Below are 17,045 nucleotides of genomic sequence, written 5' to 3'. Positions count from 1 at the left end.
TCCTTCAATAATTGACTTCATCAATTAAAAATCATCGTCATCATCATCAAAGCCGGTGTCGTTGAAGAGATCCATGTCCTTGAATTCCTCATCCAATCCCAGGTCATCGTCATCGTCCTTTGCACCCTTTTTTCCTCCAGTGCTCTTCTTGGTTTTGGATTTAGGCAGGTCGAACTCCTCAAAATCAGGATCCCAACTGTCTTCTTCGTCAACCTTTTCCCAATCATCCTCCACATCAAGATCTTCCTCATCATCTTCATCTTCATCCTTTGCGGATTTGGATGAGGATTTTGCGGCTTTCTTGGCAGAAGCTTTTGGAGTTTCCTCGTCATCATCTTCCAGGTCATCGTCATCCTCTTCCAATTGCTTCTTGGATTTTGAGGATGCTTTCTTCACTGGTTCATCTGCATTTCCAGCAGCTTTCTTGGTAGTCTTTTTTTCCTTGTCAGATTTGGATGCCATAACACAAAAAGGATTACGTTGTAAAATTTCAGCGTTCTTTTTAATTGGCCAAATTTTGAAAACATTTTTTTTCAGGACAAATTCCCTTATGGAACAGCCACAATTTGGTCACGACCTGGGCCATTGGAAATATGCGAAACGTTCACACCGATGAATTGGTTGATAAAGTTTACATATTCCTTCATTTTCACTGGCAAAGCTTCGTACGTTTTCACCCCGGTAGTATCCATGTTCCAACCTTCGAATGATTGCAGTACCGGTGCAATATTGTGCCTTGTCATCTGGAAGGGCACGTAAGAAGAAGCCCTGCCATCTACTTCATACCCTGTGCAAACATCAAGGTTCTTGAAGTTATCCAGCACATCCGCCTTGGTCATGATCACCTTGGTAACACCATTGATCATGCAGGCATATTTCAGGGCAACCAGGTCGATCCAGCCGCAGCGGCGAGGACGGCCGGTTGTTGCGCCAAACTCATTACCCAATTTACGTAATTCCTCCCCTGTTTCATCATGCAATTCCGTTGGGAAAGGTCCGCTTCCTACACGGGTGCAATAGGCTTTTGTCACGCCCATTACCTCGCGGATCTTTTGGGGAGCAACACCCAAGCCATTGCATACGCCAGAAGTGGTAGTATTGGAAGAAGTAACGAAGGGGAATGTGCCAAAATCTATATCCAGCATGCTTCCCTGGGCGCCTTCAGCCAGTACTTTCTTTCCAGCTGAAATCTGCTCATTGATGAAGTATTCACCATTCACAATATTCAGGCTACGGAGGAAATCAATGGCCTCAAAGAACTCTTCTTCCCAGGCGCTGATATCTTCCTGGAAATTAAAATTATCCAGCAAGCGTTGATGCTTGAGGCGCAATTTGATATAGGAAGTAGTAAAGCTTTTGTCCAGCAGGTCACCGACCCTGAGACCATTCCTACCGGTCTTATCCATATAGGCGGGGCCAATACCTTTCAGGGTGGATCCGATCTTATCATTTCCTTTCTGGATCTCCGATGCCTTATCCAGGGCCCTGTGGCCGGGCAGGATCAGGTGGGTCCTATGGGAAATGAACAGGTTCTTTTTTACGTCAACTCCGAAGCCGGCCACTGTATCGCACTCGCGCTTTAGTGTTACGGGATCCAATACCACACCGTTCCCTATCAGGTTGATGGTATTCTCATGGAAAACGCCGGACGGGATCTGGTGCAGCACCACTTTTTTCCCGTTCACGTAAAGGGTGTGACCAGCATTGGGGCCGCCCTGGAAACGCGCGATAATATCATATTGGGGGGCAAAATAATCAACGATCTTGCCCTTTCCTTCGTCGCCCCATTGGAGGCCTAGAATAGCATCTACCATGTAGTGTGGTTTGTGAAAATTCAGAATTGAATAGGCGGCAAAAATAGGTGATGGAGCAGAATTAAAAAAAGAGGGAACCTAATGGCTCCCTCAAAAAAAATCAGTATAACAACCTATTGTTCGGTCAGCGGTAGTGGGAATTGCACCCAAACATCATCTGTCGGGCGGTCCTTGGGCAATTCTGCCAGCCTGTTGTAACGACGCATATCTACCCAGCGGTGCCCCTCAAAAAACAGGGAATACCTGCGCTGCTTCAACATTTCGGTGATCAATTGGGCCTGGGTAAGGTTGCCGGGAAGGTTACCTAAACCGTGGGCATTCCTGATCTTATTCAAGGCCTTGGTAGCTTCACCCAGTCCGGCTCCGCCCAATTGGGCCTGTGCCTCCGCATAGATCAGGATAAGTTCTTCGTTCCTGATAAGGGGAATAGGCGATACGGCTGAAGTATACACCCAAACATCCCTGTCCCCTTCCAGTCCGGACTGGCTAGCTGGGGCAGTACGCAAGGTTGCCTTGCCAATCCTGTCATCATTGGCTTCGATATCCGTATCATAGGAAGGATGAGCCACTCTTACCTCGCCATTTTGGTTCTGGGGGAAGTAGGCACCATTCAACTGGTCACCGGAACCTGTCGTGAATACACTGTAAGCACCTGTGTTAAAATTGCCATCCAGGTTAAAGAAAGATTCATTCAATGCAGTGAGGGCTGCCTGCCATTGCTGGCGGTAAACGGCTACCCTGGCGGCAATGGCACGATTCACTTTCACAACACCATCAGGCCCGCCAACTGTCTCAAACCCGGAGGTTAGGATAAAGGTATTAGAGGAACCGGTTAGCGCTGTCTTTCCTTCTTCCAGTAAGGTGGAAATCGCCGATAAACATTCAGGCACACTCGCCACCACAGGGCCCAGGTTCTCCGGGTCTGCCACGTCGATCCTGATCCCATTATTATAGGTCATGTTCAGGTTGAGCAATAACTGATAGGCCAGGAAGGTCTTGGCGAATCCTATGTAACCATTGCGCTCAGCATCGGTCAGCAGTGTTGAATTTTCGGCTGCCTCGATCAGCAGGTTACAGTTCTTCACCACCCTATAGCGCGATGCCCAGGGGTTGGTCAGGTAGAAAGTATTGTTATCGAGCTGGGCCTCCCCTGCTCCTACCAGGTCAGAAGTATAACGGGGTTCTGAACCGGAGAAGCGGTACATCTCCCTGCCTATCACCCCAACTACATCGAGGTACATGGGAAGGTTATTACGCATTCCGGATTCGATACCTGTCACCAGGTTATTGAGCTGGGCTTTTGAGGCATTATTCAGGAAATCCTCAACAGTGGGATTATTAAGGTTGCCGATCTCTTTTTTACAGGAAGGCAAGGCCATACCTGAAAAAGCGGCAACTGCTAATATTAAGAGTTGTTTTTTCATACCATTTCTTTTTTCAGTTTAGAAATCAATGGACAGGTGAAGGCTTGCACGCTTAGCAGCAGGGAACGGGGTAACTTCCACACCAGTAGAGAATCCTGATCCGAAGTTTGACACTTCAGGATCATAGCTCTTGTAATTGGTCTTGGTCCAGTAGTTATTGGCTGATACACCGATCCGAAGGCCTTTAATGGTGTTACCTGGTACTTTAAAGTTGTAATACAGGGCGATCTCACGAAGCCTTACATAGCCGGCATCCTGCACAAAAGGCCTTGCCGTTACACCCAGGGCATTGATCCTGTCCAAAGCATCTTTCACACCGTTCTTGTTGGCATCCGCATCATAGTCCGGACTGGTACCACCGAGGTCGGTAAGCAACTCGGTCAGGTTGAGGTTATCGCCTCCCTGCTTCCAATGGATGAGGAATCGCAGGCTGAGGCGCTTCCAGAAGGTCAGTTCGTTCCAGAAGTTCATCTGGAAATCGGGCTCCTGGTCTCCCAGCTTGGTTGCGGGACCATTATCGATACCTACGATCTGGGTAGCAGACTGTCCCTCCTCGATCTTGAATGTACCAAGGGTATTACCAAAGGCACCAAGAACAGTCGGGGGAATTACCAGGCGGGTAACCTTTGACCTGTTCTTCCAGAAGTTAACGGTAGAGTTCCACCTGATATCGTCGCGGGCGATCACCAGCGCGTTCAAACCGATCTCAATACCCTTGTTCTGGAGGTCACCGGCATTCACCCACTCATTGGAGAATCCTGATGATGCAGGAAGGGTGCGGAGCAGGAGGAAGTCCTTGATCTTCTTGTTGTACCAGGTGAACTCAAGGTTAACCCTGTTGTTCACCAGGGCCAGGTCGAAACCAGCTTCAAATTCAGTCTGGCGCTCCGGTTCAATGGCTGGGTTACCACGCTGGGTACTTACGATCGAGCCGGGAAGACCATCGACATTGGAAACAACCAGGCTGGTAAACTTACTGCCGAAGGCTGGGAAGTTACCTGCCTCTCCATAGGCTGCACGCACCTTGATGTTATCGAAGATGCCTGAGTTCTTGATGCCCAAACGGGTCAGGTTCCAAGATACCGCAGCTTTGGGATAGGCATACAACTTATCGGGGTCACCATTGTTGGTTGACTTATCAAAACGGACGCCTGCTGTCAGGGTGATCGCATCAAACAGCGATGCTTCTTCCTGGATAAAGAAACCATCATCCTGGTTCTTGGTCCTGAACTGTGTTGCTGTGAGCGAACCGGCCTGGTCAACATTGGACTGGCCAGAGATCACCTGTGTGGCCACATTCAATAGGTTATCATAATCCCTTCTTTCCTGGGTGATACCTGCTGAAGTGGTCAGCCCCACATTCTCGTTGGGGTTAAAGTTGTTTACAAAAGAGAAGATGTAGTTCGTGTTTAGGTTATTGGCAAAACCCTGGATGGAAGTTCCCTTGTTCACCGCCTGGAACTGAAGGGAACTGGGGAACAGGGCATTGGTCTTTAGACTGTAGTAGTCCACACCTCCCCTACCGATGAAACGGGTAGTGGATTTGGAAGACTTCTGCAAGATCCAGTCAAGGTTAACACCCGTAACGAAACGGTTTACCTTTTCATTATTGGTCATCAGGTCACGCGTTTCAAGCGGGTTGGATGCAGCATAACGGTTCCTGGGATAGTTACCATTTGCATCCGGGTGCAATTCGGTAAAGCTGGGGGTGGAGGAAAGCGCCACACCAAATGTCACACCGGCATTATCGTTCTGTGTCAGACCGCGATCGGCTGAAGAGTTGATATAGTTGGTAGAGATACCGATCTTGATATTATCGGTGATACGATGGTCAACATTCAGGCGGAGGCTGCTATTGCGGTAACCGGTCCGGGCTATGATACCTTCTTCGTCCTTTTGTCCTGCTGAGAAGAAGAAAGTGGTGCGATCGGAACCACCCGTCAAACCGATGGTCGTATTCCTGGTAAATCCGGTTTCACCATACATTTCCTTTTCGTAATCATAAATTTTTCCGGCTGCCACTGCGGCTTTGTATTCGTTCACATCCCATCCCTGGGCTGCTACTTTCTCTTCATCAAGTTGCCTTGCCCCAAGCAGTTTACGCGCCTTCACGAAACCTACATCCTGGGATACATTTACCCTTGTCCTGCCCTGGCGGCCACGCTTGGTCGTGATCAACACCACACCGGCAGCAGCCTTGGATCCATAGATCGCTGCGGCAGACGCGCCCTTGAGGATCTCAATGCTTTCTATGTCTTCAGGGCGGATATCGGCAATACGGCTGGATGGGTTATCCTGGTTGGAAGCATTACCGGCAGCAGCGGCTGAGGTAACAGAGTTCAAGCCTGCGGGAGTAGCGGTATTATCCATGAATACCCCATCGATCACATAAAGCGGCTGTGTATTACCGAAAATGGAAGTAACCCCCCTTAACCTAACGGAAATACCACCACCCGGCGCACCGGAGTTGGCATTGATATAGGCACCAGGGATCTTACCGTTCAGTGCCGCATCAAAAGTTTGTGCCGGCGCTGTTCCCGCCAGTTCCTTACTGGAAACAGTGGCAACAGCATTGGCCAGGTTACGACGCTTCACCGTTGTAGCCAGACCCGTTACTACTACTTCATCAAGTTTGCCTACATCCTCAACCAATTGGACAGATATTCCTGAAAGGTTTGAGTTGTCGAAGGCAACAGATTGGCTACGGAAGCCTACAGAAGATATTTCCAGGTAACCGGTTGCATTGGGTACCGAAAGCGTGAATCTTCCGGATGCATCCGTTGAGGTTCCGATATTGGAATTACGCAATTTCACAGACGCACCGATAATGGGTGCATTCTTTCCATCGGTAACCATTCCACTTAAGGAAACCTGAGCGAAGAGGTAGGAAGGCAGTACCACCAATAATAATAAGGGCACTACTATCCTGAGTGTTTGTCTCATAGCAGCATTTTTTGGTTATTGAATCAGGTTCAATTTATATTCCCAAAAGTTATGAAAACTTTTCAAGAGTACTGAACTGAAGATTTCCAATGAGCAAATGCGCTATTTGAATGCTAACGTTAAAGCATACATGATAAGTTCGTCAGGGGGTATCGGTATCGAAGCGCTCAATGGAATGGATCCCGCTTAATTGTTTTAGCCGGCTCACCAATTCATCCAACTCTTCCTTATCGTGTACGAACACTTTGATAGAACCCTTGAAGATACCTTCCTTGGCTTCAATGGACAGGGCACTGATATTGATTTTCATTTCGCCCGAGATCAGGTTGGTGATCTTGTTGACCACGCCCACGTCATCCAATCCAATGATATGCAAACCGGTCAGGAAGGAGATTTCCTTGTTCTTGGCCCACTTGGTCTTCACCACCCTGTGCCCGTAATTTGCCAGCAATTTTGCGGCATTGGGACAATTGGTCCGGTGAATGGTCAGGCCTTTTCCTGTTGTTACAAATCCAAATACATCATCTCCGGGAATGGGCTTACAGCAATTGGCAAGATTGTAGACGATCTTGTCGCTGCTCTCACCAAAGATGATCAATTCCGCATCTTTTTTGGGTAAGCCGCCATGCAGGTTATTGGATTCAACCTTATTCTCTGTAAGAATCTTCAATGGCTTTGGAGCTTCCAGCTTATCACCAAGCACATTGAAATCTTTCAGTTCCTTGAGATCGATAACGCGTGTAGCGACATGGTAGAAAAAATCAAGGGAAGAAACCTGTTTATAATAACTGGTGAGTTCATCAATATTATGCTGGCTGAAAGATGCACCCATACCTTCAAGCTTTCGCTGCACTACATACTTGCCATCTTCTGCGATCTTCCTCTTCTCTTCCTTCAGCGCATCCTTGATCTTGGTCTTGGCCTTCGCGGTAACGACAAAGTTCAGCCAATCCTCGGTTGGCTTCTGCTTATTTGAAGTAATGATCTCGATCTGGTCACCACTGCGCAACTTGTGGCTCAGTGGAACAAGCTTGTGGTTTACCTTGGCACCAATACACCTGGCACCAACAGCGCTGTGGATGGCAAATGCAAAGTCAAGGGCGGTAGATCCCACAGGCAACATCTTCACGTCGCCCTTAGGTGTATATACATAAATCTCTTCCGCCAGGAAGCTGGTCTTGAAATCCTGTAGAAAATCAACGGAGTCTGTATCCTGGGTCTGCAAAACCTCCCTGATCTGCTGGAACCATTTATCGAAACGGCTTTCATCACTGGCCCCTTCCTTATACTTCCAGTGGGCAGCAAGTCCCTTTTCAGCGATCTCATTCATCCGTTTGGTCCTGATCTGCACTTCCACCCATTTTCCCTGTGGCCCCATCACCGTTGTATGGAGGGCCTCATAGCCATTGGATTTGGGATTACTTAACCAGTCACGCAGTCTTTCAGGGGATGGGGTATATTCATCCGTGATCATGGAATAAACTTTCCAGCAGTCCTCCTTTTCCTTTTCGGGGGGCGAATTCAGGATCACCCTGATGGCGAAGAGGTCATACACTTCCTCAAAACTCACTCCCTTCTTCTTCATTTTATTCCAGATAGAATGGATGCTTTTAGGCCGGCCATAAATATCAAAATCGAAATCACCCTTTTCCATTTTCTCCCTTAGCGGCCGGATGAATTCATTGATATAGCGCGTGCGTTCCCTTTTGGTTTCAGCAAGTTTCCTGGCGATTTCCTTGTAGGTTTCCGGTTCCATGTATTTCATGGCCAGGTCTTCCATCTCGGTCTTGATGGAGTATAAGCCCATCCTGTGGGCAAGCGGGGCATAAACATAGACCGTTTCAGAAGCGATCTTCAACTGCTTTTCCCTTTTCATGCTCTCCAGGGTGCGCATATTGTGCAGGCGATCGGTCAACTTGATCAGGATGACGCGCGGGTCATCGGTTAGGGTGAGCAGGATCTTCTTGAAATTCTCAGCTTGCTGGGAAGCATTCACATCAATAACATTCGCGATCTTGGTCAACCCATCCACGATACGGGCGATCTCGCCTCCAAACTCCCGCTCAATATCATCCAGGGTAACATCGGTATCTTCAACTGTATCATGCAGGAGGGCGCAGATCGTTGACCGGACACCCAGCCCCACCTCTTCCACACAAATCCGGGCAACCGCCAGTGGGTGAAGGATATAGGGCTCCCCGCTCTTGCGGCGCATGGTCTTATGGGCATCTGCGGCGATCTCAAATGCATTTCTCACCAATTCCTTATCACCAGGCTTTAATTTGGGTTTCAGGCAACGCAACAAGGCACGGTATTCACGAAGGATCAATTTCTTCTCTTGCTCCTCATTCAGGTTATACTTCGGTATCGCAGCTACGGTTTCCATTCCTATACTTATAAAACGAATTTACAGAAAAGGAGTTGTTTTCGTTTTTTCAATAAATGCCATTACATTTGCATCCCCTAAGGAAAACGGGAGGGGAAACAGAAGAAAACAACGGTTGTTTCTACAATATACCACAAGATCTTCTTTTTGACTTCCTGCTAAAAAATGCGGGCGTGGCGAAACTGGCAGACGCATCAGACTTAGGATCTGACGCCGCGAGGCGTGTAGGTTCGACTCCTATCGCCCGCACGAAGGGCCTTCTCCGGAAGGCCCTTTCTTTTTTGGTGATCACTCCAGCGACTCCCCTTTTCTTTTCCAAAAGCTTACCGCTATAATAAAGGCCGGACAGCATGATGGGGGCTTCTCATTCCAAAAACTGATAATTATCATTTTAACTAAGGAGCACTTGGACTATTTTCACGCATAATAATTCCTTAGATATGAAATCAATCCTGGTCGCAACCGACTTCTCAGTCCCCTCCAAGAACGCCGCCCGGTATGCTGCACAGTTAGCCAAACTAGCCGGTGCCAAACTCACTTTACTCCATGCTTACCTGCTGCCTACGCCCGTTAGCGAAGTACCTTATGTTATGGTTTCAGTAGATGAATTGCAGAAAGACAACGAAAAAGCAGCTGCAGAATTAGCGGAAGAACTGCGCGCCATTAGTGGCGGTGAGGTGTTACCTATGGTCACCATTGGGATGCCGGCTGATGAAGTGGTCTACCAGTCCAAGGAAATCGGGGCCGACCTGTTGGTGGTAGGTATGCGGGGAGAAAGCACGGTATTGGATAAACTGGTGGGCAGCACAACCTCGGCTATCCTCAGGAAATCCCATATACCGGTCCTTGTCATTCCCACCGGCAGGACTTTTGAGCCCATTAAGCAGATCACCTATGCTACGGATTACAGCTATACCATGAACGTCAGGTGCCTGAAGACCCTAAGGGAGATCAGCAGGCTCCATCCCGAAACCCAGCTGACCGTTGTAAACATCCAGCGACCCGGAGAGATCATGACAGCGGAGCAGATCAGCGGAAAGGTTCGCCTGGAGCCATTGCTGGAAGAAATGAAACACGAATACCAGACAAGGGAAAATATCAATGTGGAAGACGGGCTGTCCGAGTTCCTGGATGCAAACCCCAGCCAAATGCTGGTAATGGTAGCCCATAAGCACAACTGGTGGGAAAGGCTGGTCAGCGGAAGCCATACCGGACATATGGTACATAAAATTAATATGCCCTACCTGGTCCTGCAGGACAAGGACTAATAGAACACCTGATTTTCAATCCCCCGGCCTATGTCGTCCTGACATAGGCCTTTTTTCTGATTTAACGGCGTGGAAAAGTCATTTATTCCTACCTTTGCAGCCCATTTTCGGGAGTTTACTAAAATTCCCGTATTGATTCACTAATAAATAAATTCCAAAGCATGGCAACCGTTACGAGGGAAAATATCGGTCTGTTGAATGACAAGATCACCGTGAAACTGGCAAAAGAAGACTATTTGCCATCCTTCGAGAAAGCACTGAAGGCATATAGCAAACAAGCCAACATTCCCGGATTCCGCAAGGGTATGGTTCCCACCGGACTGATCCGCAAAATGCATGGCCAATCTGTTTTCGTTGACGAAGTTCTCCGCTCAGTTGAGAAGCAATTGAACGATTACATGGTCAATGAAAAGCTGGAGATCTTTGCTCAGCCACTTCCCTTACCAGAGAACGATGCCCGTCAGCTTGACTTCAACAATCCTGACGAATATGCTTTTGCATTTGAGATCGGCCTAAAGCCTGATTTCAAGGTAGCCGACCTGGGCAAAGCCAGTCTTACCTTTTACAAGATCGAGGTTACTGAAGAAATGATCAATGAAGAAGTGGAGCGCCTGCAAATGCGCAACGGCAACATGACTGAGCCGGAAGCCATCACAGGTGATGACAATGTGATCAACGTTACCTTTATCGAAACTGACGCAGCCGGCAACGAAGTGGAAGGTGGTGCTCGCAAGGAGAACTCCCTGCTGGTTAAATATTTCGCTGAAAGCTTCCGCCCCAACCTGGTTGGCAAGAAAGCCAATGACGAAGTTTCCCTCACCCTGGCCAACGCCTTCGACACAAAGGAGCGCGAGTGGATCCTGAGTGACCTGGGATTTGCCAAGGATGATGCCGCAGCAGCTGAAAAGAATTTCAAGCTGGTGATCACTAAGGTTGGCTTGCTGGAGAAAGCAGCTCTTGATGAGAACTTCTTCAAGGTGGTATTCCCTGGTAAGGAAATCGCTGACGAAGCAGCCTTCCGCGAAGCCATCAAGGCCGACATCCAACTGCAGCTGGACAACCAAAGCCGCAACCAGTTATTCGATAGCATTTATCATTACCTGCTCGACAATACTACCATCGAGTTCCCTGAAACTTTCCTGAAGCGCTGGATGCAAACCGGCGCAGAGCAGAGAAAGTCTGAGGACGAGGCAGAAAAGGAATATCCTTCTTTCTCCAACTCCCTGAAGTGGACCCTGATCGTAGACCAACTGGTAAAAGACAACAACATTGAAGTAAACCAGGAAGATATCCGTGATTTCGCCAAGGCCCAGTTGTTCAGCTATATGGGTAATATGGGACAGGTTGACATGGACCAACCTTGGGTTGACGACTACGTTAACCGTATGGTTAAAGACCGCAAATTTGTAGAAGAAAGCTTCCACCGCATCCAAAGCGACAAGCTTTTCGCCGTAGCTGAAAGCAAGGTTCAGAAAAATGAAACCCCCATCAGCCTGGAAGCCTTCAATAAACTGCAGGCAGAGCACCATCACCACCACTAATCGATTGGATTTCCTAATATAAAAGACTAGCCCCGGCTAGTCTTTTTTTTATCCATAAACAGGGTGTTTAAACGGTCGACGTCGGAAACGGGTCGGAGACGGGTCGGAGACGGGTCGGAGACGGGTCGGAGACGGGTCGGAGACGGGTCGGAGACGGGTCGGAGACGGGTCGGAGACGGGTCGGAGACGGGTCGGAGACGGGTCGGACCTGCGGCCGACCCGCGAGGGTGAGTTCACCAATTTTGGCAGTCGCGAACGGGTTTTTTGTCATGATTTTCAATTGGAAAGATATTTGCACCACTCTTCTACCTTATTTTTATCAAAATTGTCCTGAGATATGAGTTCAGAATTTGAAAAATACGCGGTCAAGCATAGGGGCATCTCCAGCCTGACCCTCCACGATTACCAGAAGCACCTGGTAACCAACCTTACCCCGAACATCATTGAGGAGCGTCCCATGAATATTGCGGTAATGGATGTATACAGCCGCCTGATGATGGACAGGATCATTTTCCTGGGCTATCCGATCAATGACGAAGTGGCCAATATTGTTACAGCCCAGTTGTTGTTCCTGGAAAGCACAGACCGTACCCGCGATATCCAGATCTATATCAACAGCCCGGGAGGTAGTGTATATGCAGGCCTCGGCATTTACGACACCATGCAGTTCATCACGCCGGATGTCGCTACTATTTGCATCGGGATGGCGGCCTCTATGGGCGCAGTACTGATGTGCGCGGGCACCAAGGGCAAGCGTACAGCACTGAAGCACAGCCGCATCATGATGCACCAACCCAGCGGGGCAATTGGTGGCCAGGCTAGTGATATCGAGATCACCGTTAACGAGATCAAAAAACTCAAGAAGGAACTTTACGAGATCATTTCCAGCCATACCGGCAAACCAGTTAAGCAGGTAGAAAAAGATTGTGACCGTGATTATTGGCTCACTTCTACCGAGGCAAAAGAATATGGACTGGTGGACGAAGTACTTTTCGTAAACCCAAGGAAGGAAAAAAAGGATTAATGCAATTGCAATAAACCTGAAATATCTAACCGAAAACAAACAGCAATATGTTTCCTAATAAATATAATTTCCTCCGCATGGAAGAGGAAGAAGAGCAACCCACTAACGACAAGAGGGATGATTTGTTGATGCTAAACAAAAGGCTCGAAAAGTATTTTTTCGACCAACGCGCCGTTTACCTTTGGGGGCCGGTGGAAGACAAGTCGGCCCGTGAAGTGGTTACTAAGATGTTGTTATTGGATGCTGACAAGCCCGGAGAAGAGATCAAGTTTTTCATCAACAGCCCCGGGGGTGTTGTCACCAGCGGCATGGTTATCTATGATACCATGAAAATGCTGAAAAGCCCGATTAGCACTATCTGCATGGGGCTTGCTGCCTCAATGGGATCGATCCTGCTGAGCGGAGGCGCCAAGGGTAGGCGTTTCATTTATCCGCATGGTGAAGTAATGATCCACCAACCCAGCCTGGGTGGCTATATGCAGGGGGTTAGCGCTGACCTGGAGATCCAGGCAAGGCAAACCAAGAAAGTAAAGGAAATGGGCGCGAAGATACTTGCAGAGAACTGCGGTAAAACCCTTGCCCAGGTCATGAAGGATTTTGATCGCGATTATTGGATGGATGCCCAGGAAGCCATCGAATATGGTATAGTGGATGGCCTTTTAGAGAAATTATGAGATAATTACCAATAAAAAAGGTCGTGGCATCGTAAATGCCACAGGTAAAAAAACCGTTTCTACCCAAAAACATGGTAGAAACGGTTTTTTATCTTCCCCTTTTGAAGGGAATGGGTAACTTTGTATTTGAAGTAATTGAGAGCTATGGCGAAAAACACCTTACATTGTTCATTCTGCGGCCGAAGCAGGGATGAGGTCAAGATCCTCATTGCCGGCCAGGATGGACATATTTGTGAGAACTGTGTGGAACATGCCCGGGAGATCATTGAGCAGGAACTGCTTACCCGGTCGGAATCACAGGGCTCCGGATTCAAACTGACGGTCAAGAAACCTATCGAGATCAAAAGATTCCTTGACGAGTACGTAATAGGCCAGGACGATGCCAAGAAGGTTTTGGCTGTTGCGGTTTACAACCATTATAAACGCCTCCAGCAAAAGAACACCGACAACGATATTGATATCGAGAAAAGCAACATCGTAATGGTGGGCGAAACCGGTACAGGTAAAACCCTTTTGGCCAAAACCATTGCCAAATTGCTGAATGTACCTTTTGCTATTGTGGATGCTACGGTCTTTACAGAGGCCGGCTATGTGGGGGAAGATGTGGAAAGCATCCTCACCAGGCTGTTACAGGTTTGCAACTATGATGTAGCAGCTGCAGAACGCGGTATTGTCTATATCGATGAGATTGACAAGATTGCCCGCAAGGGAGATAACCCTTCCATCACCCGCGATGTGAGCGGTGAAGGTGTGCAACAGGGCCTGTTGAAATTATTGGAAGGAACGGACGTACTGGTACCGCCGCAAGGTGGCAGGAAGCATCCTGAACAAAAGCTGATCAAGATCAACACCCAGAACATCCTGTTCATTTGTGGCGGGGCCTTCGATGGTGTAGACAAACTGATCGCCAGAAGGATCAACACCAACGCTATTGGATTCAATGTAAACAAGGAGCAACAGGAGCAGGCGAAGAATAACCTCCTGCAGTATGTGAATGCACAGGACCTGAAGCATTTTGGTTTGATACCCGAACTGCTCGGACGCCTTCCCGTGGTTACCTACCTTAACCCGCTGGATGCAGAAACACTTCGCTCCATCCTGACCGAACCCAAGAATGCCCTGATCAAACAATACAAGAAATTGTTCGAGATAGAAGGCATTGAACTGACCATTGACATTGAAGTCCTGGATTTCATGGTAGCCAAGGCCATGGAGTATAAACTCGGCGCCCGCGGCCTGAGATCCATCTGCGAAAGCATCCTTACCGATGCCATGTTTGAACTCCCTTCCAGCAAGGAAACCAAATTCCACCTCACCCTTGAGTATGCTGAGAAGAAGTTCGACAAGAGCAAGATGAGCTTGTTGAAAGTGGCCTGATAAAAAACGACAGATGATCCAGGGTAATCAATCCCCAGGGAGAATAACGGAAAAGCGTAAACGAAAAATAAATGAAAGAATTGATCGATAAGCTGATGGCAGAAGGATTAACTGAAGCCCAGGCCTACAAGGCCGTTGAGATCATCAAGAATTTTGCAAAGGAGAAGTTCCCCATTTTTGGTGGCGCCATCGACCGCTTGTTTGACAAGTATGGACCAAAGGACCAGGAGCAGGACGACTATCTCGATTGATGCTTTCGAACTAAACTTATAGCAAGAATCCCCCGAGACCGGGGGATTCTTTTTTATTAGCAAGCAACCAAAACTTCAGTTTACCCGTGAAGCACTTCCCTTGAGATCACCAATTTCTGGATCTCTGAAGTACCTTCACCTATTGTACATAATTTACTGTCACGGTAGTATTTCTCAACAGGAAAATCCTTGGTATACCCATACCCCCCGAACACCTGTACTGCTTCGTTGGAAACCTTCACGGCAACCTCACTGGCATAATACTTGGCCATTGCGGCCTCCATGGTCATCTTCATTCCCTTATTCTTCAGGTCGGCAGCCTGGTTGGTCAACAGTTCAGCTGCCAATATCTCGGTAGCCATATCTGCCAGCTTAAATGCAATGCCCTGGAAATTCGCGATAGGCTGGTCAAACTGGTAACGTTCCTTCGAATATTTAACTGCAGCTTCATAAGCCCCTTTAGCTATACCCAATGACAATGCGGCAATGGATATGCGTCCGCCATCCAGGATCTTCATGGACTGCTTGAAGCCGTCACCGATTTCACCCAGCCTGTTGGCATCCGGTGTCCTGCAGTTATCAAAGATCATTTCAGCAGTTTCGCTGGCCCTCATCCCCAATTTATTCTCCTTTTTACCTGCACTGAAACCAGGTGTTCCCTTCTCTACGATAAAAGCTGTGGCATTATTCTTTGCCCTTGGCTCGCCTGTCCTGGCAATCACTACAGCTACATCACCGCTTTTCCCATGGGTGATCCAACATTTGGTGCCATTCAACACCCAATGGTCACCATCACGGACAGCAGTGGTCTTCATATTTCCTGCATCACTTCCGGTATTGGGTTCGGTCAAACCCCAAGCCCCCAACCACTCAGCCGTGGCCAGTTTAGGAAGGTATTTACCCTTTTGTTCCTCATTTCCAAATGCGAGGATATGGCCGGTACAAAGGGAATTATGCGCTGCCAGGCTCAATCCAATGGACCCACATACCTTAGCAATTTCCTGGATCACCGCAACATATTCGAAATAGCCCAGTCCGGCACCGCCGTAGCGCTCAGGCACCAAAACACCCATGAGCCCCAATTTTCCCATTTCCTTGAATACGTGAATGGGGAATTCCTGGCTTTCATCCCATTCCATTACATGTGGCTGGATATGTTGACGGGCGAAATCCCTCGCCATCTGCGCCACCTGTTCTGTCAATTCATTTGTTTCAAAGTTCATAAGCTGTTCAATCTTGAATTCAGGCTATTATTTCCATCACCCTGCTGATAACCTTTCCCTTAACGGGAAGTCGGGGCAAGATAATATATTTTAACGTAAACTAACAATCGTTAGTTAGCAAAGTTCAGGTAGGGCCCCAACTTTTTTATAAGATCCTCATCCATACTATGGATTCCCTTCAGGTCACCCGGTCCGGCAAATAACCCATGCTGCTTTCGGTACTGCACGATGGCATTGGCAAGGTTCCAGCCAATGTAAGGGTGTTGACGCAACTCCTCTACACTACCTGTATTGATATTCAATACTTTCAACTGCACCGGGTCGCAGCGCAACATTGATTTGACCTGCTGGAATACAGAATCCTTCAACCCATAGGTCTCCGCCACCTGTTCTACCGAATGAAAGCCCCCCAATTTCTCCCTATAACGGATGATCCGCATTGCCAACCTTGCCCCAATCCCAGGCAAAGCTTCCCATTGAGTTGAATCCGCACCATTGATCTCGATGACCAGGGCCCTTTTACCTGGATTCCTATATTCAATCCTGGGATACATTTCACCAGGTTTGTCCATGAAAGCCTTCTTACCGCTATCCCTTGCAGCAATCCTGACATAGGGAATGAACTGGTTGGCCAATGCCTCATCCAGTCCATATATCTTCCGGATATCTCCCGGCTGCCGAAACTTTCCCCCTTTCTCCCTGAACTTCATGATGGTGGCAACTGTCCTTTCCTTCAGGCCCAACCGTAGCCAGCCCGCCTGGTCAAGGGTGTTAGGGTCGAAATAAAACAGATCAAGCCTCCTGGCTGGAGATGCATTTTCCCGGCCCTCCCCAGCACCTGAGATTGACCATGACCTGACAGTTCCCCTTGGCAGCCCGCTTTCCTCCTCCATTTTTTGTTGCATCAGGCTTAACACAAGACTATCCTGCACGACAGGTGCTGAAACTGTATCATTCACGGGAAGAAAGCGGGGAAGGGCAAAAACCACTATTAACAACAGGAGCAATACTAAAACAGCCAGTCTTTCCCTGGCATTGAAATGAAAATAATCTGCCAACAGGCGCTTCCAATCTTGCTGCTTCATCTTTCAAGCTAAGCAGAAGCATGGTTTCCAACAAT

General features: G+C 48.2%; 13 protein-coding genes and 1 tRNA gene. 7 read left to right on the top strand and 7 right to left on the bottom strand.

Features of this window, described 5'->3' with window-relative positions:
- Positions 1 to 24: 24 nt before the first annotated feature.
- The 5 genes from KJS94_RS17475 to KJS94_RS17455 all read right to left on the bottom strand — a co-directional run bounded on the left by KJS94_RS17475 (position 25) and on the right by KJS94_RS17455 (position 8,567).
- Entirely contained in the window at positions 25 to 462 is a 438-nt protein-coding gene (locus tag KJS94_RS17475) for a hypothetical protein (protein WP_214449321.1), read from the bottom strand.
- 86 nt (positions 463 to 548) lie between these two features.
- Positions 549 to 1,814, bottom strand: a complete 1,266-nt coding sequence (locus KJS94_RS17470; protein ID WP_214449320.1) for an adenylosuccinate synthase — start codon at positions 1,812 to 1,814, stop codon at positions 549 to 551.
- Between the two features lie 113 nt (positions 1,815 to 1,927).
- Positions 1,928 to 3,238: a RagB/SusD family nutrient uptake outer membrane protein gene (locus tag KJS94_RS17465; RefSeq protein ID WP_214449319.1), complete on the bottom strand. Its 1,311-nt coding sequence runs from the start codon at positions 3,236 to 3,238 to the stop codon at positions 1,928 to 1,930.
- Between the two features lie 18 nt (positions 3,239 to 3,256).
- Positions 3,257 to 6,181, bottom strand: coding sequence for a SusC/RagA family TonB-linked outer membrane protein (locus tag KJS94_RS17460; RefSeq protein WP_214449318.1), 2,925 nt, complete (start codon positions 6,179 to 6,181; stop codon positions 3,257 to 3,259).
- 142 nt (positions 6,182 to 6,323) lie between these two features.
- Entirely contained in the window at positions 6,324 to 8,567 is a 2,244-nt protein-coding gene (locus KJS94_RS17455; protein WP_214449317.1) for a RelA/SpoT family protein, read from the bottom strand.
- Between the two features lie 167 nt (positions 8,568 to 8,734).
- On the opposite strand from KJS94_RS17455, the gene KJS94_RS17450 reads away from it, so the two are divergent.
- The 7 genes from KJS94_RS17450 to KJS94_RS17420 all read left to right on the top strand — a co-directional run bounded on the left by KJS94_RS17450 (position 8,735) and on the right by KJS94_RS17420 (position 14,702).
- A tRNA-Leu gene (locus tag KJS94_RS17450) sits at positions 8,735 to 8,816 on the top strand.
- Between the two features lie 191 nt (positions 8,817 to 9,007).
- On the top strand, positions 9,008 to 9,835 hold the full coding sequence (locus tag KJS94_RS17445; RefSeq protein ID WP_214449316.1) for a universal stress protein: 828 nt from the start codon (positions 9,008 to 9,010) through the stop codon (positions 9,833 to 9,835).
- Positions 9,836 to 9,996: 161 nt separating this feature from the next.
- Entirely contained in the window at positions 9,997 to 11,376 is a 1,380-nt protein-coding gene (gene tig / locus KJS94_RS17440; RefSeq protein ID WP_214449315.1) for a trigger factor, read from the top strand.
- Positions 11,377 to 11,713: 337 nt separating this feature from the next.
- Positions 11,714 to 12,400: a ClpP family protease gene (locus tag KJS94_RS17435; RefSeq protein ID WP_214449314.1), complete on the top strand. Its 687-nt coding sequence runs from the start codon at positions 11,714 to 11,716 to the stop codon at positions 12,398 to 12,400.
- A gap of 47 nt (positions 12,401 to 12,447) precedes the next feature.
- Positions 12,448 to 13,074: a ClpP family protease gene (locus KJS94_RS17430; protein WP_214449313.1), complete on the top strand. Its 627-nt coding sequence runs from the start codon at positions 12,448 to 12,450 to the stop codon at positions 13,072 to 13,074.
- A gap of 144 nt (positions 13,075 to 13,218) precedes the next feature.
- Complete coding sequence (gene clpX / locus KJS94_RS17425) at positions 13,219 to 14,451, top strand: ATP-dependent Clp protease ATP-binding subunit ClpX (protein ID WP_214449312.1); 1,233 nt, start codon at positions 13,219 to 13,221, stop codon at positions 14,449 to 14,451.
- 71 nt (positions 14,452 to 14,522) lie between these two features.
- The gene (locus KJS94_RS17420; RefSeq protein ID WP_214449311.1) at positions 14,523 to 14,702 is read left to right on the top strand and encodes a hypothetical protein; all 180 of its coding nucleotides are present in this window, start codon (positions 14,523 to 14,525) and stop codon (positions 14,700 to 14,702) included.
- An 80-nt stretch (positions 14,703 to 14,782) separates the two neighbouring features.
- Here KJS94_RS17420 and KJS94_RS17415 read toward each other — a convergent pair whose 3' ends face one another.
- A complete protein-coding gene (locus tag KJS94_RS17415; RefSeq protein WP_214449310.1) occupies positions 14,783 to 15,925 on the bottom strand; it encodes an acyl-CoA dehydrogenase in 1,143 nt (380 codons plus the stop codon).
- Between the two features lie 110 nt (positions 15,926 to 16,035).
- Entirely contained in the window at positions 16,036 to 17,010 is a 975-nt protein-coding gene (locus tag KJS94_RS17410) for a ComEA family DNA-binding protein (RefSeq protein WP_214449309.1), read from the bottom strand.
- Between the last annotated feature and the right edge of the window lie 35 nt (positions 17,011 to 17,045).

Origin of the sequence: Flavihumibacter rivuli (assembly GCF_018595685.2) — a bacterium.
GTDB lineage: Bacteria > Bacteroidota > Bacteroidia > Chitinophagales > Chitinophagaceae > Flavihumibacter > Flavihumibacter rivuli.
Note: the sequence above shows the minus strand (reverse complement) of the source record. Positions and strands in the feature narration are given on the sequence as shown.

Excerpts from the sequence above, each read along its gene's own strand:
- KJS94_RS17415 (WP_214449310.1), bottom strand. The coding sequence starts at position 15,925 with ATGAACTTTGAAACAAATGAATTGACAGAACAGGTGGCGCAGATGGCG.
- KJS94_RS17465 (WP_214449319.1), bottom strand. The coding sequence starts at position 3,238 with ATGAAAAAACAACTCTTAATATTAGCAGTTGCCGCTTTTTCAGGTATG.
- KJS94_RS17435 (WP_214449314.1), top strand. The coding sequence starts at position 11,714 with ATGAGTTCAGAATTTGAAAAATACGCGGTCAAGCATAGGGGCATCTCC.
- KJS94_RS17445 (WP_214449316.1), top strand. The coding sequence starts at position 9,008 with ATGAAATCAATCCTGGTCGCAACCGACTTCTCAGTCCCCTCCAAGAAC.
- KJS94_RS17475 (WP_214449321.1), bottom strand. The coding sequence starts at position 462 with ATGGCATCCAAATCTGACAAGGAAAAAAAGACTACCAAGAAAGCTGCT.
- clpX (WP_214449312.1), top strand. The coding sequence starts at position 13,219 with ATGGCGAAAAACACCTTACATTGTTCATTCTGCGGCCGAAGCAGGGAT.
- tig (WP_214449315.1), top strand. The coding sequence starts at position 9,997 with ATGGCAACCGTTACGAGGGAAAATATCGGTCTGTTGAATGACAAGATC.
- KJS94_RS17470 (WP_214449320.1), bottom strand. The coding sequence starts at position 1,814 with ATGGTAGATGCTATTCTAGGCCTCCAATGGGGCGACGAAGGAAAGGGC.
- KJS94_RS17410 (WP_214449309.1), bottom strand. The coding sequence starts at position 17,010 with ATGAAGCAGCAAGATTGGAAGCGCCTGTTGGCAGATTATTTTCATTTC.
- KJS94_RS17460 (WP_214449318.1), bottom strand. The coding sequence starts at position 6,181 with ATGAGACAAACACTCAGGATAGTAGTGCCCTTATTATTATTGGTGGTA.
- KJS94_RS17430 (WP_214449313.1), top strand. The coding sequence starts at position 12,448 with ATGTTTCCTAATAAATATAATTTCCTCCGCATGGAAGAGGAAGAAGAG.
- KJS94_RS17455 (WP_214449317.1), bottom strand. The coding sequence starts at position 8,567 with ATGGAAACCGTAGCTGCGATACCGAAGTATAACCTGAATGAGGAGCAA.
- KJS94_RS17420 (WP_214449311.1), top strand. The coding sequence starts at position 14,523 with ATGAAAGAATTGATCGATAAGCTGATGGCAGAAGGATTAACTGAAGCC.